This window comes from Amycolatopsis solani (genome assembly GCF_033441515.1).
In the GTDB taxonomy this organism is placed as follows: Bacteria; Actinomycetota; Actinomycetes; order Mycobacteriales; family Pseudonocardiaceae; genus Amycolatopsis; species Amycolatopsis solani.
The window spans coordinates 4,048,295-4,074,695 of the sequence record NZ_JAWQJT010000001.1; the positions used below are offsets into that span (position 1 = coordinate 4,048,295).

General features: G+C 71.6%; 16 protein-coding genes and 2 tRNA genes. 12 read left to right on the forward strand and 6 right to left on the reverse strand.

Annotation, left to right across the window (positions count from 1 at the left end):
* The first annotated feature begins 13 nt into the window (after positions 1-13).
* From SD460_RS18775 to SD460_RS18785, 3 genes are all read left to right on the forward strand, one after another.
* Positions 14-8,518 carry an SDR family NAD(P)-dependent oxidoreductase gene (locus SD460_RS18775; protein ID WP_318306444.1) on the forward strand — a complete coding sequence of 2,835 codons (8,505 nt, stop codon included), beginning with the start codon at positions 14-16 and terminating at the stop codon, positions 8,516-8,518.
* Between the two features lie 110 nt (positions 8,519-8,628).
* Complete coding sequence (locus SD460_RS18780) at positions 8,629-10,194, forward strand: carbohydrate-binding protein (RefSeq protein WP_290058513.1); 1,566 nt, start codon at positions 8,629-8,631, stop codon at positions 10,192-10,194.
* Positions 10,195-10,221: 27 nt separating this feature from the next.
* Positions 10,222-10,491 (forward strand): DUF8817 family protein, encoded by a 270-nt coding sequence (locus SD460_RS18785; RefSeq protein WP_290058511.1) that lies wholly within the window; start codon positions 10,222-10,224, stop codon positions 10,489-10,491.
* Here SD460_RS18785 and SD460_RS18790 read toward each other — a convergent pair.
* The gene (locus SD460_RS18790) at positions 10,464-10,829 is read right to left on the reverse strand and encodes a winged helix-turn-helix transcriptional regulator (RefSeq protein ID WP_290058508.1); all 366 of its coding nucleotides are present in this window, start codon (positions 10,827-10,829) and stop codon (positions 10,464-10,466) included. The two genes, SD460_RS18785 and SD460_RS18790, sit on opposite strands and share 28 nt — an antisense overlap.
* A 67-nt stretch (positions 10,830-10,896) precedes the next feature.
* Between SD460_RS18790 and SD460_RS18795 the strand changes: the two genes are divergently transcribed.
* Both SD460_RS18795 and SD460_RS18800 read left to right on the forward strand, forming a co-directional pair.
* A complete protein-coding gene (locus SD460_RS18795) occupies positions 10,897-11,694 on the forward strand; it encodes an NAD(P)H-binding protein (RefSeq protein ID WP_290058507.1) in 798 nt (265 codons plus the stop codon).
* Positions 11,695-11,726: 32 nt separating this feature from the next.
* Positions 11,727-12,455, forward strand: a complete 729-nt coding sequence (locus SD460_RS18800) for an alpha/beta fold hydrolase (protein WP_290058506.1) — start codon at positions 11,727-11,729, stop codon at positions 12,453-12,455.
* A gap of 52 nt (positions 12,456-12,507) precedes the next feature.
* Here the strand turns inward: SD460_RS18800 and SD460_RS18805 are convergent.
* A tRNA-Pro gene (locus SD460_RS18805) sits at positions 12,508-12,584 on the reverse strand.
* Positions 12,585-12,661: 77 nt separating this feature from the next.
* Here SD460_RS18805 and SD460_RS18810 point away from each other — a divergent pair.
* Positions 12,662-12,735, forward strand: a tRNA-Gly gene (locus SD460_RS18810).
* Here SD460_RS18810 and SD460_RS18815 read toward each other — a convergent pair.
* Positions 12,687-17,372 carry a HAMP domain-containing protein gene (locus SD460_RS18815; RefSeq protein WP_290058521.1) on the reverse strand — a complete coding sequence of 1,562 codons (4,686 nt, stop codon included), beginning with the start codon at positions 17,370-17,372 and terminating at the stop codon, positions 12,687-12,689. The two genes, SD460_RS18810 and SD460_RS18815, sit on opposite strands and share 49 nt — an antisense overlap.
* A gap of 138 nt (positions 17,373-17,510) precedes the next feature.
* On the opposite strand from SD460_RS18815, the gene SD460_RS18820 reads away from it, so the two are divergent.
* Positions 17,511-19,064, forward strand: coding sequence for a SpoIIE family protein phosphatase (locus SD460_RS18820; RefSeq protein WP_290058504.1), 1,554 nt, complete (start codon positions 17,511-17,513; stop codon positions 19,062-19,064).
* 83 nt (positions 19,065-19,147) lie between these two features.
* Positions 19,148-19,690: a type 1 glutamine amidotransferase domain-containing protein gene (locus SD460_RS18825; protein WP_290058502.1), complete on the forward strand. Its 543-nt coding sequence runs from the start codon at positions 19,148-19,150 to the stop codon at positions 19,688-19,690.
* A 615-nt stretch (positions 19,691-20,305) separates the two neighbouring features.
* Here the strand turns inward: SD460_RS18825 and SD460_RS18830 are convergent.
* Positions 20,306-20,716, reverse strand: coding sequence for a hypothetical protein (locus tag SD460_RS18830; protein ID WP_290058500.1), 411 nt, complete (start codon positions 20,714-20,716; stop codon positions 20,306-20,308).
* Positions 20,717-20,867: 151 nt separating this feature from the next.
* Between SD460_RS18830 and SD460_RS18835 the strand changes: the two genes are divergently transcribed.
* From SD460_RS18835 to SD460_RS18850, 4 genes are all read left to right on the forward strand, one after another.
* A complete protein-coding gene (locus SD460_RS18835; RefSeq protein ID WP_290058498.1) occupies positions 20,868-21,290 on the forward strand; it encodes a helix-turn-helix domain-containing protein in 423 nt (140 codons plus the stop codon).
* The gene (locus SD460_RS18840; protein ID WP_318306445.1) at positions 21,287-22,144 is read left to right on the forward strand and encodes an alpha/beta fold hydrolase; all 858 of its coding nucleotides are present in this window, start codon (positions 21,287-21,289) and stop codon (positions 22,142-22,144) included. The genes SD460_RS18835 and SD460_RS18840 overlap by 4 nt, the downstream gene beginning before the upstream one ends.
* 57 nt (positions 22,145-22,201) lie before the next feature.
* The gene (locus SD460_RS18845; RefSeq protein WP_290062102.1) at positions 22,202-23,299 is read left to right on the forward strand and encodes a hypothetical protein; all 1,098 of its coding nucleotides are present in this window, start codon (positions 22,202-22,204) and stop codon (positions 23,297-23,299) included.
* A gap of 138 nt (positions 23,300-23,437) precedes the next feature.
* Positions 23,438-24,277, forward strand: a complete 840-nt coding sequence (locus SD460_RS18850) for an SAM-dependent methyltransferase (protein WP_290062101.1) — start codon at positions 23,438-23,440, stop codon at positions 24,275-24,277.
* A 68-nt stretch (positions 24,278-24,345) separates the two neighbouring features.
* On the opposite strand, the gene SD460_RS18855 is transcribed toward SD460_RS18850, so the two are convergent.
* Both SD460_RS18855 and SD460_RS18860 read right to left on the reverse strand, forming a co-directional pair.
* Positions 24,346-25,179 (reverse strand): aldo/keto reductase, encoded by an 834-nt coding sequence (locus SD460_RS18855; RefSeq protein WP_290062100.1) that lies wholly within the window; start codon positions 25,177-25,179, stop codon positions 24,346-24,348.
* Positions 25,180-25,202: 23 nt separating this feature from the next.
* Positions 25,203-26,387, reverse strand: coding sequence for an MFS transporter (locus SD460_RS18860; protein WP_318306446.1), 1,185 nt, complete (start codon positions 26,385-26,387; stop codon positions 25,203-25,205).
* Positions 26,388-26,401 lie beyond the last annotated feature (14 nt).

Consider the following 26,401-nt stretch of genomic DNA (forward strand, 5'->3'; position numbering starts at 1 on the left):
GGAGTGAACGACGATGGACAACGAGGAAAAGCTCCGCTACTTCCTCAAGCGGGTCACGGCCGATCTTCAGGACACCCGCCGGCGGCTCCAGGAAGCGCAGACGCACGAACCGATCGCGATCGTCGGCCTCGGCTGCCGGTTCCCCGGCGGCGTCCGGACCCCGGCGCAGTTGTGGGATCTGGTCGACGGCGGGCACGACGCGATCTCCGGGTTCCCCGACGACCGCGGCTGGGAACTGGGTTCGCTGTACGACCCGGACCCCGAGGCACCCGGGACGTCGTACGTCCGCGAGGGCGGTTTCCTCGACGGCGTCGCCGACTTCGACGCGGGCTTCTTCGGCATCTCGCCGCGTGAGGCCCTCGCCATGGACCCGCAGCAGCGGCTGCTGCTGGAGACGTCGTGGGAGGCCTTCGAGCACGCGGGGATCCGGCCGCCGTCGCTGAAGGGCAGCCGGACGGGCGTCTTCGTGGGCTCCAACGGCCAGGACTACGGCACCCTCATGCTCAGCGCCGCCGAGGCGCTCGAAGGGCACCTCGCCACGAGCAACGCGGCGAGTGTCCTTTCCGGACGCGTCGCGTACGCGTTCGGGCTGGAGGGACCGACGCTCACCGTCGACACGGCGTGCTCGTCGTCGCTGGTCGCCCTGCACCTCGCGGTGCAGGCGCTGCGGCAGGGGGAGTGCGACCTGGCGCTGGCCGGTGGCGTGACCGTGCTGCCGACCCCGGGGTCGTTCATCGCGTTCAGCCGGCTGCGCGGTCTCGCCGCGGACGGCCGGTGCAAGGCGTTCGCCGAAGCCGCCGACGGCACCTCGTGGGGCGAGGGCAGCGGCATGGTCGTGGTGGAACGGCTTTCCGACGCCCGCCGCCACGGGCACCCGGTGCTGGCGATCGTGCGCGGTTCGGCGGTCAACTCCGACGGCGCGTCGAACGGCCTGACCGCGCCGAACGGCCCGTCGCAGCAGCGGGTCATCCGCGCCGCGCTGGCCGACGCCGGTCTGTCCACTTCGGACGTCGACGCCGTCGAGGCCCACGGCACCGGCACGACCCTCGGCGACCCCATCGAAGCCCAGGCGCTCCTCGCGACCTACGGCCAGGACCGGGAAGCGCCGCTGTGGCTCGGTTCGGTGAAGTCCAACATCGGCCACACCCAGGCCGCCGCGGGGGTGGCCGGGGTCATCAAAATGGTGATGGCGCTACGCCACGGCGTCCTGCCGCGGACCCTGCACGTCGACGAGCTGTCGTCCCGGGTGGACTGGTCCGCCGGTGCGGTGGAGGTGCTCACCGAGCGCCGCGACTGGCCGTCGGACCGGCCGCGCCGCGCCGCGGTCTCCGCGTTCGGCATGAGCGGCACCAACGTGCACACGATCCTGGAGGAAGCTCCGGCCGAGGACCGGCCGTCCGCCGGCGCCGACGAGCCGGGGCAGGTCGTGCCGTGGGTGCTGTCGGCCCGCTCGGCCGAGGCACTCCGCGCTCAGGCCGCCGCGCTCGCCGGTGCCACCGGGCCGGTCGGCGACGTCGGGCTCTCCCTGGCGACGACCCGGTCCGCGTTCGACCACCGCGCGGTGGTCGTCGGGGACCGCGACGGCCTGACCGCCGGGCTCGCCGCGCTGGCCGAGGATCTTCCCGCGCCCACCGCCGTCAAGGGGACGGCCGTCGCGGGGAAGGTCGCGATGGTGTTCCCCGGCCAGGGTTCGCAGTGGGCCGGGATGGCCGGGGACCTGCTGGCCGAGTCACCGGTTTTCGCCGCCCGGATGGACGAGTGCGCGACCGCGCTGTCCTCCTTTGTGGACTGGCCGCTCACCGAAGCCATTCGTGACTCCGCGATGCTGGAACGGGTCGACGTCGTGCAGCCCGCGCTGTTCGCCGTGATGGTGTCGCTGGCGGAACTCTGGCGCTCGTACGGCGTCGAGCCGGCCGCGGTCGTCGGGCACTCGCAGGGCGAGATCGCCGCCGCCGTCGTGTCGGGCGCGCTGTCCCTTGAGGACGGTGCACGCGTGGTCGCGTTGCGCAGCCAGGCGATCCTCGAACTGGCGGGACAGGGCGGCATGGTGTCGCTCGCCGAATCCGCCGACGCGGTGGCGGCCCGGATCACGCCGTGGGGCGAGCGGCTGTCGATCGCCGCGATCAACGGCCCCGCCGCGGTCGTCGTCTCCGGCGAGCCGGGCGCGCTCGACGAGCTGATGGCGTCCTGCGCCGCCGACGACGTCCGCGCGAAGCGGATCCCGGTGGACTACGCGTCGCATTCGCCGCAAGTGGAACGCATCCGCGAGCGGCTCCTCGAAGTCCTGGCCCCGGTCCGGCCGGTGCGGGCCACGACCGGCTTCTTCTCGACGGTGACCGGCGACTGGCTCGGCGGCACCGAACTCGACGCCGAGTACTGGTACACCAACCTCCGCAACCCGGTCCGGCTCGACACCGCCGTGACGGCGTTGAGGGGCCAAGGTTTCCGCGCGTTCGTCGAGGCCTCGCCGCACCCGGTGCTGACGATGGCGATCGGCGACGCCGCGTTCGGGACCCTGCGTCGCGGGGAGGGCGGCCTCGCGAGGTTCCACACCTCGCTGGCCGAGGCCTGGGTGCACGGCGTCGACGTCCGCTGGGACGACGCTTTCCCCGGCGCCCGGCGCACCGAACTGCCCACCTACGCGTTCCAGCACGAGCGTTACTGGCCGCGGCTGGTTTCGATCGGCGACGCGAGCGGTCTCGGGCTGACTCCGGCGGAGCACCCGCTGCTCGGCGCCGTGGTCGGGCTCGCTGACGCCGGCGGCGCGGTGCTCACCGGGAAGCTGTCGCTGCACAGCCTGCCGTGGCTGGCCGACCACCGCGTCGGCGGCGAAATCCTGGTGCCGGGTACGGCGTTCGTCGAACTCGCGATCCGCGCCGGCGACCAGGTCGGCCGCCGCACCCTCGACGAACTCACGCTCGAAACCCCGCTGGTGCTGCCGGCGGCCGGCGGGGTGCACCTCCAGGTCTCGGTGACCGACGGCGGCGACCTCACCATCCACTCCCGCCCGGACGAGTTCACCCCGTGGACCCGTCACGCGACCGGCTTCCTTTCCGAGTCCGCACTTTCACGTGAAAGTGCGGGATCGGAGTGGCCGCCGGCGGGGGCCGAGCGGGTGGAACTGGACGGGTTTTATCCGGCCATGGCGGCGACGGGCGTCGACTACGGTCCGGCGTTCCGGGGCCTGCGCGCGGTCTGGAGCCGGGGGAGCGACGTCTTCGCCGAGGTCGAGCTGCCCGAGTCCGTGCGCGGCGACGCGGCGAGGTTCGGCCTGCACCCGGCGCTGCTCGACGCGGCCCTGCACGCGGCGGGCTTTGGTGCCCTGACCGCGGCGGGCGACGGGCCGAGGCTGCCGTTCGCCTGGAGCGGCGTCTCGTTGGCCGCGTCCGGTGCGTCCGTGCTGCGCGTGACGTTGACGCCGGTGTCCGGCGACACCGTCGCGCTGACCCTGGCCGACGAAACCGGTGCCCCGGTCGGCGAGGTCCGGTCGCTGACGCTGCGGACGCCCCGCAAGACCGACTCCACTGTGGACGCGCTCTTCGAAGTCGCCTGGCCCGAACTCTCCGGCCCCGAGCTGACGAGCGAGTTCACCGTCTTCCGCGTTCCGGACGGATCGGTGCGCGAGACCACCGCGGCTGTCCTTTCGCGACTCCAGGAATCGCTGGCCTCAGAGGAACTCCTGGTCGTCGTGACCTCGGGCGCGGTGTCGGTCGGCGGCGAAGACGTGCCGAACCTCGCCGCGGCGGCGGTGACCGGCCTCGTGCGGTCGGCGCAGGCCGAGAACCCCGGCCGGTTCGTGCTGCTCGACGCCGACGAGGTCCCGGCGGAACTGCCGCAGGGGGAACCTCAGCTGGCTCTGCGCGACGGGAAGTGGCACGTCCCACGGCTGGCACGAGCGTCCACTTCGGACGCCGTGGTCGAGTGGGGCGACGACGCCGTGCTGATCACCGGCGCGTCCGGCTTGCTCGGCGGTCTGGTCGCCCGGCACCTGGTCACCCACCACGGCGTCCAGCGGCTGCTCCTGCTGTCCCGCCGCGCTCCCTCGAACGAACTCCTCACCGAACTTTCCGGACTCGGGGCCACCGCGACGGCGGTCGCCTGCGACGTCGCGGATCGCGAACAGCTGGCGGCGGTCCTGGCCGAGCACCCCGTTTCGGCGGTCGTGCACGCGGCCGGGGTCCTCGACGACGGCGTCGTCGAATCCCTCACGCCGGAGCGCCTGGACACGGTCCTGCGGCCCAAGGCCGACGCGGCCCTGAACCTGCACGAGCTCACCTCGGGGCTGTCCGCCTTCGTGCTGTTCTCCTCCTTCGCCGCCACCATGGGCGGTGCGGGCCAGGCCAATTACGCCGCCGCGAACGCCTACCTCGACGCCCTCGCCCAGCACCGCCGCGCCCACGGCCTGCCCGCGGTCGCGCTGGCCTGGGGGTTGTGGGCCGAGGCCAGCTCGATGACCGGGCACCTGGCCGACGGCGACCTGCACCGCATGGCCGGCGCGGGCATGACCCCGCTGGACAGCGCTTTCGGGCTGGCGCTGTTCGACCGGGCGGTCGCCGCGGACCAGGCCGTGCTCGCGCCGGTCCGGCTGGAGCTCGCCGCCCTGCGCCGCCAGCCGGCGACACCCGCGCTGCTGCACGGACTGTTGCCGCCGCAGCGACGGCAGGCCGCGACGGCGGTCACGAAGTCGTCGTTCGCCGACCGGCTGGCCGGGCTCGGCGCGGAGGACCGGAATCGCCAGGTCCTCGAACTCGTCCGCGGCCTGGTCGCGGGCGTGCTCGGGTACGCGTCGGCGGCCGCGGTGGAACCGGCTCGGGCCTTCAAGGAACTCGGGTTCGACTCGCTGACCGCGCTGGAACTGCGCAACCGCCTCGCCGCCGAGACCGGTCTGCGGTTGCCCGCCACGCTGGTCTTCGACCACCCGAACCCGCAGGCGCTCACGAAGTACGTCGTCGAACGGGTTTCCGGGGAGACGTCGTCGCAGGTCGTGGTGCGGGAGCGCCGGGTGGACGGTGACCCGATCGTCGTCGTCGGCATCGGCTGCCGCTACCCGGGTGGCGTCCGCGGTCCCGAAGACCTGTGGGACCTGGTCGCCGCGGGCCGCGACGCCGTCGCCGGCCTGCCGGACGACCGCGGCTGGGACCTCGACGCGCTGTACGACCCCGACCCGGACCACGCCGGCACCAGCTACGCCAAGGAAGGCGCTTTCCTCTACGACGCCGCCGACTTCGACGCGGGCTTCTTCGGCATCTCGCCCCGCGAGGCGCTCGCCATGGACCCGCAGCAGCGACTCTTGTTGGAGACGTCGTGGGAGGCGCTGGAACGCGCGGGCATCGACCCGGATTCGTTGCGCGGCAGCCGGACCGGCGTGTTCACCGGTGTGATGTATTCGGACTACGCGTCCCGCCCGCTCGCCGTCCCCGAGGGCGTCGACGGCTTCCTCGGCACCGGCAGCTCGGCGAGTGTGGTGTCCGGCCGCATCGCGTACGCGTTCGGCCTGGAAGGCCCGGCGCTCACTGTAGACACCGCGTGTTCGTCGTCGCTGGTGGCACTGCACCTGGCGTGCCAGTCGCTGCGCCAGGGGGAGTGCGACCTCGCGCTGGCCGGCGGTGTCACGGTGCTTTCCACACCGGGTGTGTTCATCGACTTCAGCCGGCAGCGCGGCCTCGCCGCGGACGGCCGGTGCAAGTCCTTCGCCGACGCCGCCGACGGCACGGGCTGGGGTGAAGGCGCCGGAATCCTCGCGGTGGAAAGGCTTTCCGACGCCCGTCGCCTCGGCCACCCGGTGCTCGCGGTCGTCCGCGGCACCGCGGTGAACTCCGACGGCGCGTCGAACGGCCTCACCGCCCCGAACGGGCCGTCGCAGCAGCGGGTCATCCGCGCGGCACTGGCCGGCGCCGGGCTGAAACCATCCGAAGTGGACGTCGTGGAAGGCCACGGCACCGGTACCACGCTCGGCGACCCGATCGAGGCGCAGGCGATCCTGGCGACCTACGGCCAGGACCGTACGACGCCGTTGTGGCTGGGCTCGCTGAAGTCCAACATCGGCCACACCCAGGCGGCCGCCGGGGTCGGCGGCGTCATCAAGATGATCATGGCGATGCGGCACGGCGTCCTGCCGCCGACGTTGCACGTGGACACGCCGTCGTCCCATGTGGACTGGACGGCCGGTGCGGTGGAGCTGCTGACGGAGTCCCGCGAGTGGCCGTCCGACCGGCCGCGTCGGGCCGGGGTGTCGTCGTTCGGCGTCAGCGGCACCAACGCGCACGCGATCCTCGAGCAGGCGCCGGTCGCCCCGCCGGTCGTTCCCGAGCGCGGCGAAACCGGCGTGCTGCCGTGGGTGTTGTCCGGGCGCACCGAGGCGGCGTTGCGAGCGCAGGCCGCCCAGCTGCTGGACGTCGCCGAGCACCCGGCCGACGTGGGCCTTTCCCTGGCTTCTTCGCGGAGCCGGTTCGCGCACCGGGCCGTGATCCACGGCACCACTCCCGATGAGCTGTCGGCCGGTCTGGCCGCCCTGGCCGACGGCCGGTCCGCGCCGAACGTCGTCACGGGCCGTGAACGCCCGGGCCGCCTCGCGGCGCTCTTCACCGGCCAGGGCGCGCAGCGGGTCGGTATGGGCCAGGAGCTCTACGCCCGCTTCCCGGTCTACGCCGAGGCCTTCGACGCAGTCCTCGCCCACTTCCCCCCGAGCCTGCGCGAGGCCTTCGCCACCCCCGAGCTCCTGGATCGCACCGAGTGCACCCAGCCGGCGTTGTTCGCCGTCGAGGTCGCTCTCTACCGCCTGGTCGAGTCCTTCGGCATCCGCCCAGACTTCGTCGCCGGGCACTCGATCGGCGAGATCTCCGCAGCTCACGTCGCTGGAGTCCTGTCTCTGGAGGACGCCTGCCGCCTGGTGAGCGCCCGCGCCTCCCTCATGCAAGCGCTGCCGGAGGGCGGCGCGATGGTCTCGATCGCCGCCCCCGAGTCAGCCATCACCCTCACCCAGGGTGTCTCCATCGCCGCGGTGAACGGCCCGGAGTCGGTGGTCATCTCCGGCGATGAGGCCGAGGTGCTGGCGATCGCGGCGCAGTTCCCCAAGACCAAGCGGCTCACGGTGAGTCACGCGTTCCACTCGCCGTTGATGGATCCGATGCTGGAGGAGTTCCGCGCTGTCGCCGAGTCCCTGACGTACCGCTCTGCGACGATACCGGTGATCTCGAATGTGAGCGGTGCTCTCGCCGAGCCTTTCACTGCCGACTACTGGGTGCGGCACGTCCGGGAAGCGGTCCGGTTCGCCGACGGCATCTCGACGCTCAAGGCCGCCGGCGTCGACCTGTTCCTGGAACTGGGCCCGGACGGCGTCCTCAGCGCGATGATCGACGGAAACGCGATCAGTGCTCTACGACGAGATCGCTCTGAAGAAAGAGCACTGCTCACTGCGTTGAGCACTGTTCACGTCGAGGGCGTCGACGTCGGCTGGGCGTCGTTCTTCCCCGGTGCGACCCGCGTCGACCTGCCGACCTACGCGTTCCAGCGCAGCCGATACTGGCTCGACATGGTGCTGCCGGAAACGGTCGTGCCCGAAGCGAGCGAGGTGCCGGAGACCGAGCCGATCACCGGGCGCCTGGCGGACCTTCCGGCCGCCGACCGTCCCGGGTGGCTCCTGGCGTGGGTCCGGGCGGAGGTCGCGGCGACGCTCGGGCACCCGTCGGTCGACGCGGTCGAGCCGGAATCCGCGTTCGCCGAACTGGGGTTCACCTCCCTGGGCGTCGTCGAACTGCGCAACCGGATCAGTGCGGCGACCGGGCTCGAGCTGCCCGCCGCGCTCGTCTGGGACTACCCGACGGTCGCCGAACTCACCGACCACCTCCTGGCCAACGTCTCCCTGACCGCGCCGGACACGGGTGGCTCGCTGGGCACCCTGCTCCGGACAGCCCGGGAGACCGGCCGCACGGCGGAGTTCCGGACGTTCCTCGCCACGGCCTCGCAGTTCCTGCCGGCGGTCCCGTGGACCCCACGTCTGCGGCGTGTGGCGACGGGCGCGTCCCGGCCACTGCTGTTCGCGTTCGGCACGCTCACCGGCGAGACCCAGTGGTGCGAGGAAGTCACCGCGCGCTTCGACTGCGTCCGGGAGGCGTGGCTGGTGCCCGCGCCCGGGTTCGACGGCGAGACCCCCGCGCCGGCCGGCCTGGACGCGCTGGTCGCGTCGGCGGCCGAGGCGATCCGCGAGCAGGCGGACGGCGAGCCGTTCGTCGTGCTCGGGTCCGGCTCGGGCGCCCTGCTCGCGGCCGCCGTGGCGGACGCGGCCGGGGCGACCGGCGTCGTGCTCGCCGACCCGGCGGAGGTCGAGTTCGACGAGCTCCCGGAGAACGTCACGGACGCCGAGCTCACGGCCGTCGGCGCTTACCTGCGGCTGTTCGGCTCCGCGGCCACCGAGCCGCGGGTGCCGGTCCTGACCTTGAAGACGGGGGAGGACGTGGCCGACGCGGCCCGGCAGCTGCACGCCTGGCTGGTGGAGGAGCTGCCCGCGTCGTGCCGGTGACCGGGAAAATACGGCGTCATATCTGATGTTTGATGCATCGCACCTTGACGGCTCGATTGGAAGGATCCTTTACTAATCGGAGGTCGCCCTACTCACCTCCGGGAGCACGCATGTCCTCACTCCGGCGCATCGCGAGCGCGGCCGCCGCGCTCGCGATCACGGCCAGCGGTCTCGTCCTGGGTTCGGCCCCGGCGCAGGCCCTCGAAAACGGGCTGCTGCGAACGCCGCCGATGGGCTTCAACAACTGGAACTCGACGCAGTGCCGCGCCGAATTCTCCGAGACGATGATCAAGGGCATCGCGGACATCTTCGTCAGCAAGGGCCTCAAGGACGCCGGCTACACCTACGTCAACATCGACGACTGCTGGGCGCTGCCCGCGCGCAACTCCGCGGGCGACCTCGTGCCCGACCCCGCGCGCTTTCCCCACGGCATCAAGGCGCTCGCCGACTACGTGCACGCCAAGGGGCTGAAGTTCGGCATCTACACCAGCGCCGGGACGAAGACGTGCAACACCGCGGGTTTTCCCGGCGCGCTCGGCCACGAACAGCAGGACGCGAACCTCTTCGCTTCCTGGGGCGTGGACTACCTGAAGTACGACAACTGCAACAACCAGGGCGTCGACGCGCAGCAGCGGTACAAGGCGATGCGGGACGCGCTCGCGAAGTCCGGTCGCCCGATCGCGTATTCGATCTGCGAGTGGGGCCAGAACAAGCCGTGGACGTGGGCGGCGCCCGTCGGGAACCTGTGGCGCACCACCGGCGACATCTCCGACAAGTGGTCGAGCATGATCGGCAAGGCCCAGACCAATCGCGGGCTCGCGCAGTACGCCGGCCCCGGCCACTGGAACGACCCGGACATGCTGGAGGTCGGCAACGGCGGGATGACCGCGGTGGAGTACCGCACGCACTTCAGCCTGTGGGCGATGATGGCGGCGCCGCTGCTCATCGGCAGCGACCTGCGCAAGGCGTCCGACGACAGCTTCGCGATCCTCGAGAACACCGACGTGATCGCGCTCGACCAGGACCCGCTGGGCAAGCAGGCGACCGTGCTGAGTGCGAACGGCGGACTCGTCGTCTACGGCAAGGTGCTCGCCAACGGCGACCGCGCGGTGGCGCTGTCCAACGAAACGGCCGCGACGGCGACGATCAGCACGACCGCGTCCGCGACCGGCATCGGCAGCGCGGCTTCGTACACGCTGAAAGACTTGTGGAGCAAAGCCGTCCGGAGCACCACGGGCACGATCAGCGCGTCGGTGCCGTCCCATGCGACGGTGCTGTACCGCGTGTCTTCCCGGGGCGGCACCCGCTACGAAGCGGAGTCCGCGACCCTCTCGGCGGGCGGCACGGTGGACGCGAACCACGCGGGCTTCTCGGGGACCGGCTTCGCGAACGGCGCCAACGCCGTCGGCAGTTACGTCGAGTGGCAGGTCAACGGCCCGGCGTCCACGCTGACGTTCGGCTACGCGAACGGCACGGCGGCGGCGCGCCCGGTGGACATCGCGGTCGACGGCACGGTGGTGGCCACCGGCGTCCCGTTCCCGCCGACCGGCGCCTGGACGACGTGGAGCACGGTGACCCGCCCGTTGTCGCTGGCCGCGGGCGCGCACACCGTGCGGCTCACCGCGACGACCGCGGACGGCCCGGCGAACCTGGACTACCTGGACGTTTCGCCGTAATATTTCCGGCCCCCGACGCGGCCGCGTGTGCGCAAGAACATGGCGGGCCGGACGGGGTTCAGCGTGGTCGACCCGGGCGGCAACTGGATCCGCTTCGTTTCGCGCGAGCAAGTGCCGCCGGCGACCACGAAGCTCGGTCAGGCACTGGAGAACGCCGTCGTCCAGGGCGACTCGCGGGGCAACGTCGCCCAGGCGGTGAAGATCCTTTCGGCCGCACTCGCGCGCGAGCGAGCCACGGCGTCGGCGGACGACGTGGCCGCGGCCGAGGCTTACTTGGCTGAGCTGCGGGAGTCGTAGGCCGCGCGGGCCTTCTCCACCTCGCCGAGATTGGGCGACCACTCGGCGAGGCTGGCGAACAACGGGCCCAGGCTGCGGCCCAGCTCGCTGATCTCGTACTCCACCCGCGGCGGCACCTCGGCGTGGTAGGTGCGCACGACCAGGCCGTCGCGTTCGAGTTGCCGCAGCCGCTGGGTGAGCACCTTCGGCGTGATCGTGGCGATGCGGCGCTCGAGCTCGACGAACCGCAGCCGGCCGAACTCGTTGAGCGTCCACAGGATCGGGGTGGTCCACCGGCTGAACACGATGTCCACGACCGGCGCGATCGGGCAGGCCAGCTCGGGTGTGGTCCTGGTCACTTCGGGGGCCTCCAGCCATTACTTTCCTCTAGGTACCTACTATACCGGCGAAGGTAGCGTCGCTCGCATGATCGTGATCGTGGGAGCAACGGGAAATGTCGGCGCACCGCTGGTGCGCACACTCGCGGCGGCGGGCGAGAAGGTGACGGCGGTGTCCCGCCGCATCGGGGAAGCGCCGCCGGGAGTGGTTGTCCGCCAAGGAGATCTGGGTTCGCCGTCGACACTGCCGCTCGAGGACGCGTCGGCGGTGTTCCTGATGGTGCCGCCGGGCTTCCGGGGGTTGCTGGAGCCGGTGCTGGCGCGGGCCGGAGCCGCACGCGTGGTGCTGCTGTCCTCTCAAGGTGTCGGAACCGGACGGCACCCGTCGGTGTTCGAGGAAACCGTGCGCGCTTCGAGTCCGGAGTGGACGGTGCTGCGCCCGGGCGGGTTCGCGTCGAATGCGTTCCAGTGGGCGGAAAGCGTGCGTTCCACCCGTACGGTCGTCGCCCCCTTCGGCGACGTCGCGCTGCCGGTGGTCGACCCGGAGGACATCGCGGCCGTCGCGGCGGAGGCGCTGGTTTCGCCTTCGCACAACGGGAAGACGTATGTGCTGACCGGTCCCGCTCCGGTGTCCCCTCGCGATCAGGCGGCGGCCATCGGTGAGGTGCTGGGGGAGCCGGTGCGGTTCGTTCCCCAGACGCGAGGCGAGGCGCTCGCGGCGATGCTGGGTTTCATGCCGGCGGAGATCGCGGAGTCCACACTGGACATCTTGGGCGCGCCGACGCCCGCGGAGCAGGAGGTGAGCCCGGACGTCGAGCGGATCCTGGGCCGCCCGCCGCGTTCGTTCGCGGAGTGGGCTGCGCGGTCCGCGGGGGCGTTCAAGTGACGGTGTTGTCTTATCGGGAACAGGGAACCGGAGTGCCGTTGGTGTTCCTGCACGGCAACCCGACGTCGTCCCGCTTGTGGCGCGACGTGATGCCGTCGCTGCCCGGCCGCCGGCTGGCCCCGGACCTGATCGGCATGGGCGACTCGCCCCGGCCGGACATCGCGTACACGTTCGACGACCACGCGCGTTACCTGGACGAGTGGTTCGACGAGCTCGCCCTGGACGACGTCGTGCTGATCGGCCACGACTGGGGCGGCGCGCTGGCGGCGGACTGGGCGTCCCGGCACCCGTCGCGGGTCCGGGCGCTGGCGTTCACGGAAGCGGTGCTGAAGCCGATGTCGTGGGAGGAGTTCCCGCCGGCGGGCGCCGAGCTGTTCCGGGCGCTCAAGACCACGGGCGGGTCGCTGATCGAGGACTTCGTGCCACCGGAGTACGCGTTCCAGGACCGCCGCCCGGTGCTGCAGTGGGCGCGGTCGATGCCACTGGGCGGCGAGCCGGCCGCGGTGGTGTCCCGGATCGAGGCGTTCGGCCGCTGGCTGGCTTCTTCGCCGGTGCCCAAGCTGCTGGTGACGTTCGAACCGGGCTACGGCACGATGCTGACGCCGTCGATGATCGACTGGTTCGCTTCGCGGTTCGCGTCGCTGGAAGTGGTGCGCCGCCCGGAAAAGGCGGGCCACCACACGCCGGAGGACCAACCGGAAGCGCTGGCGTCGACGTTGGAGAGGTGGTTGGCGGACACACTGGGTGTCACGCATCGTTGAGTCGCGATCACGCCCGGCGAGCGAACTGCTCGTCGGGCGTGGTCAGACCGGCTGGTCGGGATGACAGGATTTGAACCTGCGACCCTTCGCTCCCAAAGCGAATGCGCTACCAAGCTGCGCCACATCCCGGCACCCCCAGGGGGGTGTGCGATCAGCCTAGCGTGTCACGCTAAGCTGGCCTCGCACCCGGGTACCTCCGGGGGCACGCGGGTGTAGCTCAATGGTAGAGCCCTAGTCTTCCAAACTAGCTACGCGGGTTCGATTCCCGTCACCCGCTCCACTCTCGTAAGAGGCGGCGTCGCGAGCTGACGCGGCGTCTGCCTCCAGCGAAGCGGCGATCACGTCCAGCAGCTTGTCCGTGTCCACGGGCTTCGTGATGTACTCGTCGGCCCCGCTGGCCAGGGTCCGGGCCCGGTCCTCGGGTGTGGCCTTCGCCGTCACCGCGATCACCGGCAGGTCCGCGTTCGCCGCCTCGGCGCGGATGGCCGCGATCGTCGCGTTGCCGTCCAGTTCCGGCATCATGACGTCCATCAGGACCAGCGCCGTGTCCTCGTTGCGCTCCAGGGCCCGGATGCCGTCCACGCCCGTCTCCGCGTAGATGACTTCCAGGCCGGCCTGTTCCAGGACCGCGGCCAGCGCGAACACGTTGCGCAGGTCGTCGTCGACGATCAGGACCTTCTCGCCGTGGAAGCGCTTGGGCGTGACGTCGGGGGCCGCCACCAGGACCGTGCTCGGGACCGGGGGCAGGCGCGGCGAGGACAGCGCCGTCACCGCCGGGTCGACCAGGTTGGCCGCCGCCACCGGGAGGTAGAGCGTGAACGTCGAACCGACGTTCGGCTCGCTGACCACACGCAGCTCGCCCCCCAGCAGCTCCGTCAGCTGCTGGCTGATGTTCAGGCCGAGGCCCGTTCCGCCGTACTTGCGGCTCGTCGTGCCGTCCGCCTGGCGGAACGCCTCGAAGATGACCGCCAGCTTCTCCTCCGGGATCCCTATCCCGGTGTCCTCCACCGCGAACGCGATGATGCCCGGCGCGTTCCGCAGCGCCTCCTGCTCGACCTCCGCCGGGTCGGCCGCGCGGATGTGGAGGCGGACGCCGCCCTCGTCGGTGAACTTCGCCGCGTTCGACAGCAGGTTCCGGAGGATCTGCTGGAGGCGGTGCTCGTCCGTGTGGACGCTGCCCGGCACCGGCGGGTCGATGTGCACGGCGAACTCCAGGCCCTTGTCCGCGGTCAGCGGACGGCACAGGGACTCGACGTAGTCCACCAGCTCCGGCAGCGTGATGTCGGACATCTGCATGTCCAGCCGGCCCGCCTCGACCTTGGCCAGGTCCAGTATGTCGTTGATCAGCTGCTGCAGGTCCGAGCCCGCCGCGTAGATCGTCTTCGCGAACTGGATCTGCTTCTCCGTCAGGTTCCCTTCGGGGTTCTCCGACAGCAGCTTCGCCAGGATCAACGCGCTGTTCAGCGGCGTCCGCAGCTCGTGGGACATGTTCGCCATGAACTCGGTCTTGTACTGCGACGCCACCGTCAGCTGCCCGGCCCGCTCCTCCAGCTCCTGGCGGGCCTGCTCGATCTCGCTGTTCTTGACCTCGATGTCGCGGTTCTGCTGGGCCAGCAGCGCGGCCTTCTCGGCCAGCTCCGTATTGGACCGCCGCAGCTCGCCCTGCTGGGCCTGCAGCTGCTCGGACCGGGCCCGCAGCTCCTGCGCCAGGCGCTGCGACTCCGTCAGCAGCGCCTCCGTGCGCGAGTTCGACAGGATCGTGTTCACGTTGACGCCGATGGTGTGCCGCAGCTGCTCCAGCAGGTCCTGGTGGACCGTGCTGAACTCGTTGACCGAGGCCAGCTCCAGCACACCGAGGACCTCGCCCTGGAACAGCACCGGCAGCACGATCAGGTTCACCGGCGCCGCCGATCCGAGGCCGGACGAGATCAGCGCGTACTCCGGCGGGGCGTTGTGGACCAGGATCGTGCGCTGGTCGACCGCGGCCTGGCCGATCAGCGACTCGCCGATGCCGAACCGCAGGCCGGCGCGGGACTGCGCGAGCCCGTAGGCGGCGATGCACTCCAGCACCGTGCCGTCGCGGTCGTCGTCGCGGGCCAGGAAGAACGCGCCCTGCTGGGCCCGGACCAGCGGGGCCAGCTCGGATAGGATCAGCGCCGCGACCGACGCCAGGTCGCGGTGCCCCTGCATCCGCCCCGACAGCTGCGCGAGGTTCGTCTTCAGCCAGTCCTGCTCGGTGTTGGTCCTCGTCGTCTCCTTGAGGTTCGCGATCATCTGGTTGATGTTGTCCTTGAGGTCCGCGACCTCGCCGGACGCGTCGACCGTGATGTGCCGGGTCAGGTCGCCCGCCGTCACCGCCGTCGCGACCTGCGCGATCGCGCGGACCTGCGTGGTCAGGTTCCCGGCCAGCTGGTTCACGCTCTCGGTGAGCCGCTGCCAAGTGCCCGACACGCCGTCGACCTCGGCCTGGCCGCCCAGCTTGCCCTCGGTGCCGACCTCGCGCGCCACGCGCGTGACCTCCGAGGCGAACGCCGAGAGCTGGTCGACCATCGTGTTCATCGTGGTCTTGAGCTCGAGGATCTCGCCGCGCGCGTCGACGTCGATCTTCTTCGTCAGGTCGCCCTTCGCGACCGCGGTGGTCACCTGCGAGATGTTGCGCACCTGGCTGGTCAGGTTGTGCGCCATGAAGTTGACGTTCTCGGTCAGGTCCTTCCAGGTCCCGGCCACGCCGGGGACCCGCGCCTGACCGCCGAGGATGCCTTCGGTGCCGACTTCGCGCGAGACGCGGGTGACCTCGTCGGCGAACGCGCGCAGCGTCTCGACCATGCCGTTCAGCGTCTCGGCCAGCGCCGCGACCTCGCCCTGGGCGACGATCGAGATCTTCTTCGACAGGTCGCCGTTGGCCACGCCGGTCGCGACCGTGGCGATGCTGCGCACCTGGTCGGTCAGGTTGGTCGCCATGACGTTGACGTTGTCGGTCAGGTCCTTCCAGGTTCCGGCGACGCCGCGGACGGCGGCCTGGCCGCCGAGAATGCCTTCGGTGCCGACTTCGCGGGCGACGCGGGTGACCTCGTCCGCGAACGCGGACAGCTGGTCGACCATCGTGTTCAGCGTCGTCTTGAGTTCGAGGATCTCGCCGCGGGCGTCGACGGTGATCTTCTGCGTCAGGTCGCCCTTCGCGACCGCCGACGTCACCGTGGCGATGTTCCGGACCTGCTCGGTCAGGTTGTTCGCCATGAAGTTGACGTTGTCGGTGAGGTTCTTCCAGGTCCCGGCGACCCCGGGCACGGCGGCCTGGCCGCCGAGCTTGCCTTCGGTGCCGACTTCGCGGGCGACGCGGGTGACCTCGTCCGCGAACGCGGACAGCTGGTCGACCATCGTGTTGAGCGTCGTCTTGAGTTCGAGGATCTCGCCCCGGGCGTCGACCGCGATCTTCTGGGTCAGGTCACCGCGCGCGACGGCGGTGGCGACCTGGGCGATGTTGCGGACCTGGGTGGTCAGGTTGTTCGCCATGAAGTTCACCGAGCCGGTGAGGTCGCGCCAGGTGCCGGCGACGCCGGGGACCTGCGCCTGCCCACCCAGCTGGCCCTCGGTGCCGACTTCGCGGGCGACGCGGGTGACCTCGTCCGCGAACGCGGACAGCTGGTCGACCATCGTGTTCATCGTCGTCTTGAGTTCGAGGATCTCGCCGCGCGCGTCGACGGTGATCTTCTGGGTCAGGTCGCCCTTCGCCACGGCCGTGGTCACGTGCGAGATGTTGCGGACCTGGTCGGTGAGGTTGTCGGCCATCTGGTTGACCGAGTCGGTGAGGCTGCGCCACGTCCCGGCCGCGCCCGCCACCTCGGCCTGGCCGCCCAGCTTGCCCTCGGAGCCGACCTCGCGGGCGACCCGGGTGACTTCGCCGGCGAAGGCCGAGAGCTGGTCCACCATCGTGTTCAGCGTGTTCTTCAGCTGCAGGATCTCGCCGCGGGCGTCGACGTCGATCTTCTTCGTCAGGTCGCCGTTGGCCACCGCGGTCGCTACCTGCGAGATCCCGCGGACCTGGTCGGTGAGGTTGTCGGCCATCTGGTTGACCGAGTCGGTGAGGTCGCGCCACGTCCCGGCCACGCCCGCGACCTGGGCCTGGCCGCCGAGCTTGCCGTCGGAGCCGACCTCGCGGGAGACGCGGGTGACCTCGTCGGCGAACGACGAGAGCTGGTCGACCATGGTGTTGATGGTGTTCTTGAGCTCGAGGATCTCGCCGCGGGCGTCGACGTTGATCTTCTGGGTCAGGTCGCCGCGCGCGACGGCGGTGGTGACCTGCGCGATGTTGCGGACCTGCTCGGTGAGGTTGTCGGCCATGAAGTTGACCGAGTCGGTCAGGTCGCGCCAGGTGCCGGACACGCCCGGGACGACCGCCTGGCCGCCGAGACGTCCCTCACCCGCGATCTCGCGGGAGAGCCTCGTCACTTCGGCGGCGAAACGGGACAGCTGCGCGATGAGGCCGTTGACCGTCTTGGCCAGCGTGGCGTACGCGCCCTGCAGCGGGCGGCCGTCGAGGGTGAGGGTCATCGGCTGGGACAGGTCGCCGTCGGCGACGCCGCCGAGCACGCGCTCGAGTTCGATCGCCGGCCGGGTCAGGTCGTCGATCAGGCCGTTGACGGCGTCGACCGCCGTGCTCCAGCCGCCCGGGCCGACCTCGGCCTCGACCCGCTCCAGCAGCCTGCCCTCCTGGCCGACCGCGGTGCGCGTCCGCAGCAGCTCGCTGACCAGCCGCTGGTTGCGCTCGGCGATGTCGTTGAAGGCCACCGCGAGCTGCGCCGAGATGCCGTCGCCGTGCGGCACGAGCCGCCGTCGGAAGTTGCCGTCGCCGAGATCCCGGACCGCCACGAGCAGCCGTTCCAGCGCGGCCGCTTCGCTCTGGGATTCCGTTGTCATGTGTGCCGACCCTCTCCACCACGCATGCGCCAGCCATGGTCGTCGACCCAGCGTGCCATGATTCGCCCTACACTTCGAGCCAGTCCGCCCACCACGCGGTAGCCGTGCGACAGCAGTCCGGAGGCAGGAGGTCCGTGCATGGTGTCACGTCCGGCCCCGGCGTCGGCGGCCCTGCCGTCGATCGCCGGTGAGGACGGGCCGCCGGGCTTCGACGCCTTCGGGCGGGCCGTCCTCGAAGACGTGCGCGACGCGGTGTTCCTCCAGGACACCGACGGCGCGTTGCGCTGGGCGAACCCGGCGGCGCGCACGCTGACCGGCGGCGCCGAGGCGAAGCTGCACGCGCTCACCGAAACCTCGGGTCACGTCGAGTTCTCCGGCCACCGCCGTCCGGCCCGGATCCGCGCCCTCCCCGGCGGCTGGCACGCCTGGACGGTGCCCGCCGAGGAGGTCCCGCAGCGGCACGTCGGCGACTTCCTGGCCGAGACCGGGCCCTTGCTGGCGGGCGCCCGCGGGCGGCACGGCACCGCGCGGGTGATCGCCGAGCTGGCCGCGTCCGCGCTGGCCGAGACCGTCTTCGTGCTGCTCCCGACCACCCGTGGCCGGTGGGAGTGGTGGAGCAGCGAGCGCCCGTCTGCCCAGGGGCACGGCCGGATCCGGCGGGTCCCGGCGAACGTCGCGCCGGTGCTGGCGGCGACGTTCGGCGCCACCGGCCACCCGCAGATCGCGCCCGTGCCCGCGCCGGAGGTGGCGACGCTCCCGTCGGTCGTCGCCGACCGGTTCGCCGGGCACGCCGAGGTCTCGGTCGTCTCGCTCGGGCCGAGCGTGGGCGCCGGCGTCACCGGTGCCCTGCTGCTGGGCCGGCGCGCCGACCCCGAGTTCGGCGCCGAGCAGACGCGGGCGGTGGTCGAGTTCGCGAAGGCGGCCGGGACGGCGCTGGCCAACGCCCAGCGCTACGCCCGCCAGGAGGAGGCCACCCGCGGCCTGGAGACGACGCTGCGCCCGATCGACCCGCCCGAGCTCGCCGGCACCCGGTTCGAGACCTGGTACGAGCCGGCGGGCGGGGTGCTCGCGGTCGGCGGCGACTTCTACGACGTCCTCCCGCACGGCGACGGCAGCGCGTTCCTGGTGCTCGGCGACGTCTGCGGCAAGGGCCCGGAGGCCGCGGCGCTGACCGGGCGGGTCCGGCACGCGCTGACCGCGCTGGCCATGGTCGAACGCGACGGCCGCACGCTGCTGCGGCTGCTCAACGAGCTGCTCATCGCCGGCGGCAGCAGCCGCTTCGCGACCCTCGTGCTCGGCACGGCCACGCCGTCGGACGGCGGCATCGACCTGACGCTGGCCTCCGGCGGGCACCCGGCGCCGCTGATCGTGCGCCGGTCGGGTGTGGTCGAGGAGGTCACCGTCCCGGGCACACTGGTCGGCATCTCGCCGCAGGCCCGGTTCGCCGAGGCGGGCGTGCGGCTGGAGCGCGGCGACATGTGCCTGCTCTACACCGACGGCATCACCGAGGCCCGCAACCGCCACGACCAGACGGAGCTCTTCGGCGACGACCGCCTGCGCGCGGTGCTCACGGCCGCGGCGGGCGAGCCGGCCCGCGAGGTCGTGCGGCGGCTGCGACAGGCCGTCCGGGATTGGCTCGGGAGTTCGGCGCACGACGACATCGCGGTGCTGGCCGTGGAGTGCCCGGACTGAGCGTCTGTCCTGTGTGGACCGGGTTTGGCCGCTCTCGGAGGGGGTAATTCCTCCGGTGCACCGAACCCGATGACAGGAGTCCCATGGCGAACGCACTGCAGGGCCGCCGCGTCGCGATCCTGGCGGCGGACGGCGTCGAACAGGTCGAACTCGAGCAGCCCCGCCAGGCCGTCCTCGACGAGGGCGCGACGGTCGAACTCGTGTCCCTCGACACCGGCGAGATCCAGGCGATGAACGGCGACATCGACAAGGGCGACCGCTTCCCGGTCGACCGCAAGGTGGCCGACGTCCAGGTCGGCGACTTCGACGCGCTGCTGCTGCCCGGCGGCACGATGAACCCCGACAACCTGCGCGTCGACCCGGACGCGGTCCGCTTCGCGGGCGAGTTCGTCCGGTCGGGCAAGCCGGTCGGGGTGATCTGCCACGGTCCGTGGACGCTCGTCGAAGCGGATGTCGTACGCGACCGCACGCTGACGTCGTACCCCAGCGTCCGCACCGACCTGCGCAACGCCGGCGCCACCGTGGTCGACCAGGAGGTGGTGGTCGACAACGGCCTGGTTTCCAGCCGGAACCCCGACGACCTGCCGGCGTTCTGCCGCGAGGTCGTGCGCGCGTTCGCCGGCTGAGTCCTTTGTAGACGATCACCCGGACGGGTGTGTTAAGTCCGGCTTAAATTTGTTGGCATCGGGCGCCCCGGCGGAGGACGCTGTAGGTGTGACGAGGATCGCCCGGCGAGAGGAGGTGGACGCGATGACTGTGCACTCAAGGCGCTACGGCCGGTGGTGCCGTGAACACTTCGACGCGATCGCCCCTGGGGACCTCCCCGCGCCTCGGGACGCCCAGCCGCAGGATCCGGCCCGGCCGGAGCCCGAACCGGAGCCGGTCAAACCGGCGGTGGAACAGCCGCAGGGCTGATGAAGAACGTGAAGAGGCCTCCCCGGCTTGGTCCGGGGAGGCCTTCTTCGTGCCGGGGTCGCTGCTCGGTGGCCGGGTTCCAGGGTCGCGAATGACTCATTCGGGACCGGGGAGGTCCCGAATGAGTCATTCGCGACCTTTGTGCGGGGTGGCTCTCGCGGCCGAGCGGTCGCGGGTGACTCCGGGCGTGAGTACGGGCGTGTGAACCAGGCGCGAAAAAGGCCTCCCCGGCCAAGTGGGGAGGCCTGTTCCGCGCCGAGTTCCGAGGCTACCGAGGTCGCGAATGAGTCATTCGCGACCCCGCGGCGAGCGCCGCCGGACTCGGGTCAGCGGTAGCTGCGGCGGTACCAGACCCGCCGCGGTCCCGGCACCCCGATGCGCGTGATGACGTCGGTCAGGATCGCGCCGATGACCAGCCAGAGGACCGCCGCGAGGCCGTCGTTGAGGAACGTCGCGAGCTTCACCGAATCCGGCGTGAACAGGTTGCGCAGGCCCAGCGACACGCCGGCCGACCACTCGCTGATCAGGTGCGCGAAGCCGTTCGCCGAGTTGGCCTCGCCGAGGACCAGGACGATGTGCACGGCCAGTACCAGCGCGAACACCGCGCACACGAGGTGGATCAGGGCGTTGATCGTGCGGACGATCCGGATGCGCGGGTGGGTCCGCTCCACGACTTCTTCGGTCGTGGCCGGTTCGTAGCGCGGTTCGTACGGCTCCTGGGGCGGGGGGTACGGCATCGTCGCAGTCCTTTCGACTGTCCGATGTGGACGGATCTGGGCGTGCGGTGGCACCGGGGAATACCCGTCACCCTGGTGAGCGAACCGCGCGTTCCGCAAACTTCCGAAAATGTTGACATGATAGGGTCGTTTGGGGAACATGAGGAGGGTTATGGCGCAGGACGTTTTCTCCGTCGAACAGGTCGCCGCGAGGCTCGGCCTGCACGTCCGGACGGTCCGGAACTACGTGCGGGACGGGCGGCTGAAAGCGGTCCGGATCGGCAAGCAGTACCGGATCACCGCCGAGGACCTCGAGGCCTTCACCGGGCTGCCGGTCGCCGAGCGGGCGGCGCGGACGGCCGAGCTGTCGGGGGTCGTCGAGCTCGGCGGCGTCGACCGGGCCGGGGCCGATCGGATCTCGACCATGGTCGTGGCCTCGGTCAACGGTCCGCGGGACGGGGGTGAGCGGCCGCTGCGCGTGGAGACCATCTACGACAAGGAGCGCGCCACCATGAAGATCATCGTGCTCGGCGACCTCGCCGCCGGCGCCGACCTGCTGCGGTGGGTGGCCTCGATCGCCGAAAACCTGACGTGACGCCGATCTACCGCTCGGCCGAAGGCGCGCGGGCGGTCCGGGAGCGTTACGACGCGCTGCTGGCGAGCTGGCCCGTGGCCGCCGAGGACCGCACCCTGGCCACTCGATTGGGTGACACCTTCGCCGTGGTGTCCGGCCCGGTGGACGGGCCGCCGGTCGTCGCGCTGCAGGGCTCCGGCGGTACGGCCGCGCACTGGCTGCCGGACATCGCCACGCTCGCCGGCCGCCTGCGCGTGCACGCGGTCGACGCGCCGGGCGAGCCGGGCCGGACCGTCGAGGCACGGCCGCCGCTCGGGTCGGCCGCCTACGCGGAGTGGCTCGACGACGTCCTCGACGCGCTCGAGCTGCCGCGCGCGGCCTTCCTCGGCACCTCACTGGGCGGCTGGTGGGCGCTCGACCACGCGCTGCGCCGGCCCGCGCGGGTCACGGCGCTGGCGCTGGTCAACCCGGCGGGCATCGGCCGGCGGCGGGTCGTGCCGCTCCTGAAGTTCGCGGCGTACGGCCTCTTCGGCGACTGGGGGCGGCGCCGGTCGCTGGCCATGGTCGCGAAGGGCGGGCTCGCCGATCCCGGGCGCCGGGCGGTCGGGGAGTTCACCCTCGCGACGTTCGAGCACTTCAAGCCGCGGCTGGAAGCGATCCCGACCGTGTCGGCTGAGCGACTGCGGGAGCTGAGGATGCCCGTGCAAGCGCACTTCGGGGCCCGTGACGTCCTGCTCGACCAGCGCGACGCGGCGGCGAAGCTGCGGGCCGCCCTCCCGCACGCCGACGTCCGGCTCGCCGAGGACGCCGGTCACTTCCTGCCCGGCTGGGCCGAGGCGGCCGCGGAATTCTTGGCGGGACAAGGGAGCCGCTGAGCCGCGCGGCGGAATCCTGCGCACTGCGGGCAACCCGGGCCCGGCCAAGACGTCCAGGTGATCATGAGAATCCCGGCGCTCCTCGCGTCCGTCCTCGCCCTGCTGACCGTTTCCGCACTTCCCGCCTCGGCGGAAACCGCTGTGCCGCCCGGATTCCAGCCCGCGTCGACCAGCTGGACCGGCCCCGACACCGGCTATGTCCTCGGGTACTCGCCGTGCGGGAAGGCGTGGTGCCCGGCGCTGCTGGGCACCACCGACGGAGGTGCGCACTGGCGGCGGCTGGGCGCGCCGGCGATGCCGTTGCCCGACAACCACAACCACGTCGCGCTGACGGCCGTCAGCAGCCGGGTCGCTTACGTCAGCGACGGCGTCCACCTCCGCGCCACCCGGGACGGCGGTACGTCCTGGCACCCGGTCCGCCTGGCCGGCGCGCGCGAGCCGTTCTACCTGTCGAAGGTCGCCGAAACCGGCGGTCGCGTGTTCGCGGTGCTCACCACCAACGGCGAGGGCCGCGGTTCGACGCGGCTGTACTCCGCGGTCGCCGGCTCGCCGGTGCTCGCTCCGGTGCCCGGCTTCGCGGTCACCGGCTCCCTCACCTACGGCGATCTCTCCGTCGGCGGGGGCGTGCAGGTCGCGCTCGGCGCGGACTACGGCACGGAGGAGTACTGGACCGCCCGTGACGGCGTCCGCTTCACCCGGGCCGAGCCGCCGTGCCCGGCCGGGACGGTCGCTTCGCTCGCCAACGTCCGGGATCGGCAGGTCGTGGCGCTGTGCAGCAGCAGTCCCGGCTCGCCGCAGCCGGGCTCGACCGAGCGGCGGCTGCGGCACGCGCCGCAGCTCGGCGGTGCGTTCAGCGGGAGCGACGAAGCGCCGTACACCGGGATCACGCAGGGGTTCGGCGCCGCTTCGCCGACGTCCGCGACGGTCGCCGCGGTGGGTGGCGGTACCGGGTTCCTGCACCGCACGGCCGACGGTGGTCGCACGTGGACGACGACGGCGTTGTCCGAACGGGGGCTCGGGCTGACCGACTTGGACTTCCCGGGCCGCGGCACCGGGGTCGTCGTGGACGGTCAGCCGGATGCCGCAGGCGGTTCCGCCGTGTACCGCACCACGGACGGCGGAACCTCTTGGCACGAGCTGCGTTTCGGGCAATAGTCCCTGGCAGGCAAGGCCCTTCGGCCCGGTTCACTTGGTGAACGGCATGTCGTAGGCTGAGCACTGTCCGTTGCCGGACACGGTGAGCGAAACCCGGGCCGGGTGCCGTCCGCCGCGCGCAGAGTGGGAGATCAGCCGATGACGCCTGGCGACCTGCGGCCCGGAACCGAGGGTGGCTCGGCCGCGCTCGATTTCAGCAAGGCGAGCCTCGCCAGGTTGTCCGACGCGCTCCTCGGCGGCCACGACCACTACGAGGTCGACCGCGAAGCCATGCGGCGCCTGCTGGCGATCGCGCCCGGCGCGCGCACGATGGCGAAGGAACACCGCGACTGGCTGGTGCGCGCGGTGCGGTTCCTGGCGGGCAAGCGCGGCATCGACCAGTTCCTCGACCTGGGTTCCGGCATGCCGACGGCGGAAAACACCCACCAGGTGGCGCAGCGGTACAACCCGGACGCGCAGGTGGTGTACGTCGACAACGACCCGGTCGTGCAGGTGCACGGCCGGGCGCTGCTGGAAGAGAACTACCTGACGCACGTGACGGGCGCCGACCTGACCCGCCCGGCCGACACGCTCGGCGACGACGTCGTCGAGGAGTACCTGGACTTCTCCCGGCCGGTGGCGCTGATCCTCACGTCGATCGTGCACCACATCGACGACTACGACCGCGCGAAGAAGATCGTCGGCGAGTACGTCGAGGCGCTCGCGCCCGGGTCGTACCTGCTGCTCACGCACAACTTCGACCCGGAAGAGGACTCGCCGCGGCAGGAACTCGCGCGGTTGCTGGAAACGAGCTTCCAGGGCACCGGGCTCGGCAGCGTCCACCGCACGCGGGAGCAGATCGAGGCGTTCTTCGAAGGCACGGAGCTGCTCCGGCCGGGGCTGGTCTACCTGCACGAATGGTGGCCGGACGGCCCGCGCCTGCACCCGCTGTCCGAGCTGAACTTCCTGACTCTGGGCGGCGTGGCCCGCAAGCAGTAGCGCCCGGGTCGTGAGTGGTAAGTCGGGTTCTAACCCGACTTACCACTCACGACCGGCGGGCGCACGGGTCAGGCGGCGTTGAACGAATCCGGGTCCGGCCCGGTGCGCTCGTCGCGGTTCAGCGGCGACAGCGACTCGACCTCATCCTCCGTGAGGGTGAACTCGAACAGGTCGAAGTTCTCCTCGATCCGCGACCGCGTCACCGACTTCGGGATGACGACGTTGCCCAGCTGCAGGTGCCAGCGCAGCACGATCTGCGCGGGCGTCCGGCCGTGCTTCACCGCCAGTTCCGCCACCACCGGGTCACCCAGGAGTGAGCCGCCCTTGGCGAGCGGGCTCCACGCCTCCGTCGCGATGCCGTGCTTCGCGTCGAACTCGCGGACCTCCTGCTGCTGCAGGTACGGGTGCAGCTCGACCTGATTGACCGCCGGGACGACGTCGGACGCGTCCATCAGCCGTTCGAGGTGCGCGGGCTGGAAGTTGGACACGCCGATCGCGCGGACGCGGCCGTCGGCGTACAGCTTCTCGAACGCCTTCCAGGTGTCGAGGTACTTGTCGCGCTTCGGCGTCGGCCAGTGGATCAGGTACAGGTCGAGCTGCTCCAGGCCGAGCCGGGCCATGCTCTCGTCGAACGCCTTGAGCGTCGAGTCGTAGCCCTGCGCGGAGTTCCACAGCTTGGTGGTGACGAACAGTTCGTCGCGGGCGATGCCGGACTCGGCGATGGCCCGGCCGACGCCCTTTTCGTTGCCGTAGACGGCGGCGGTGTCGATGCTGCGGTAGCCCACGTCGAGTGCGGTCTTCACGGCGGTGGCGGTCTCGTCGTCCGGGATCTGGAACACGCCGTAGCCGAGCTGCGGCATCCGCACGCCGTTGTTGAGTTCGATCACGGGCACGCTGGTCACGAGGGGTCCTTTCGGTGGGTGGTTCATCGGGCGAGTACCCGTTCCCCGGCGTCGAAACTAGCCGGGGTCCGGCGGTCGAGCAGACCGGAAACGAGCGCCACGGCGAGGCCCGCCGCGGCGAGCGCGGCGCCGATCCAGTTGGGGGCGGTGTAGCCGAGGCCGGACTCGATGGCCTGGCCGCCGAGCCACGCGCCGCCCGCGTTGCCGAGGTTGAACGCGGCGATGTTCGCCGCCGAGGCCAGCGCCGGGGCGCCCTCGGCCTTGGCCATCACGCGGGCCTGCAGCGGCGGCACGGTCGCGAAGCCCGCCGCGCCGAACAGCGCGATGGTGATCGCCGCCGGCACCTTGGCGTGCGCGGTGAAGACGAACGCGACCAGCACGATCGCCAGCGCCGCGAGGATCACGTACAGGCTCGGCATGAGCTTGCGGTCCGCCGCCCGGCCGCCCAGCAGGTTGCCGGCGAAGAGACCGCCGCCGAAGAGCACGAGCAGCCAGGTGACGGCGCCGCTGGAGAAGCCGGCGACCTCGGTCATCATCGGCGCGATGTAGGTGAAGGACGCGAACACCCCGGCGAAGCCGAGCGCGGTCATCACCAGCGCGAGCCACACCTGCGGGCGGCGGAACACGGCGAGCTCGCCGCGCAGGCCCGCGCCCGGCGAAGGTTCCTGGTGCGGCACCAGCGCGAGGATGCCGATCGCGCCGAGCACGCCCAGCGCGCTGACCACCCAGAACGTCGAGCGCCAGCCGAAGGCCTGGCCGAGCGCGGTGCCGGCGGGCACGCCGAGGACGTTCGCCACGGTCAGCCCGGTGAACATGAGCGCGATCGCGCTGGCCTGCTTGGCCGGGGCGACCAGCGAAGCGGCGACCACCGAGCCGACGCCGAAGAACGCGCCGTGCGACAGGGCGGCGACGACCCGGCCGGTCATCAGCAGGCCGTAGCTCGGGGCCAGCGCCGAGAGCACGTTGCCCGCGATGAACAGGCCCATCAGGGCGACCAGCACGGTCTTGCGCGGCACCCGCGAGGCCAGCGCGGTGAGCACGGGCGCGCCGACGACGACGCCGAGCGCGTAGCCCGAGATGAGCAGGCCTGCGGACGGGATCGAGACGCCGAAGTCGGCCGCGACCTCGGGCAGCAGGCCCATGATCACGAACTCGGTGGTGCCGATCCCGAAAGCGCTGATCGCCAGTGCGAGCAGGGCGGCGGGCATGGACTTCCTTCTTC

What these genes read in the sequence shown, in the direction of transcription:
- SD460_RS18825 (WP_290058502.1), top strand. Translation starts at nt 19,148, where the DNA reads ATGGCGAACGCACTGCAGGGCCGCCGCGTCGCGATCCTGGCGGCGGAC.
- SD460_RS18850 (WP_290062101.1), top strand. Translation starts at nt 23,438, where the DNA reads ATGACGCCTGGCGACCTGCGGCCCGGAACCGAGGGTGGCTCGGCCGCG.
- SD460_RS18780 (WP_290058513.1), top strand. Translation starts at nt 8,629, where the DNA reads ATGTCCTCACTCCGGCGCATCGCGAGCGCGGCCGCCGCGCTCGCGATC.
- SD460_RS18830 (WP_290058500.1), bottom strand. Translation starts at nt 20,716, where the DNA reads ATGCCGTACCCCCCGCCCCAGGAGCCGTACGAACCGCGCTACGAACCG.
- SD460_RS18835 (WP_290058498.1), top strand. Translation starts at nt 20,868, where the DNA reads ATGGCGCAGGACGTTTTCTCCGTCGAACAGGTCGCCGCGAGGCTCGGC.
- SD460_RS18795 (WP_290058507.1), top strand. Translation starts at nt 10,897, where the DNA reads ATGATCGTGATCGTGGGAGCAACGGGAAATGTCGGCGCACCGCTGGTG.
- SD460_RS18815 (WP_290058521.1), bottom strand. Translation starts at nt 17,372, where the DNA reads ATGACAACGGAATCCCAGAGCGAAGCGGCCGCGCTGGAACGGCTGCTC.
- SD460_RS18775 (WP_318306444.1), top strand. Translation starts at nt 14, where the DNA reads ATGGACAACGAGGAAAAGCTCCGCTACTTCCTCAAGCGGGTCACGGCC.
- SD460_RS18860 (WP_318306446.1), bottom strand. Translation starts at nt 26,387, where the DNA reads ATGCCCGCCGCCCTGCTCGCACTGGCGATCAGCGCTTTCGGGATCGGC.
- SD460_RS18820 (WP_290058504.1), top strand. Translation starts at nt 17,511, where the DNA reads ATGGTGTCACGTCCGGCCCCGGCGTCGGCGGCCCTGCCGTCGATCGCC.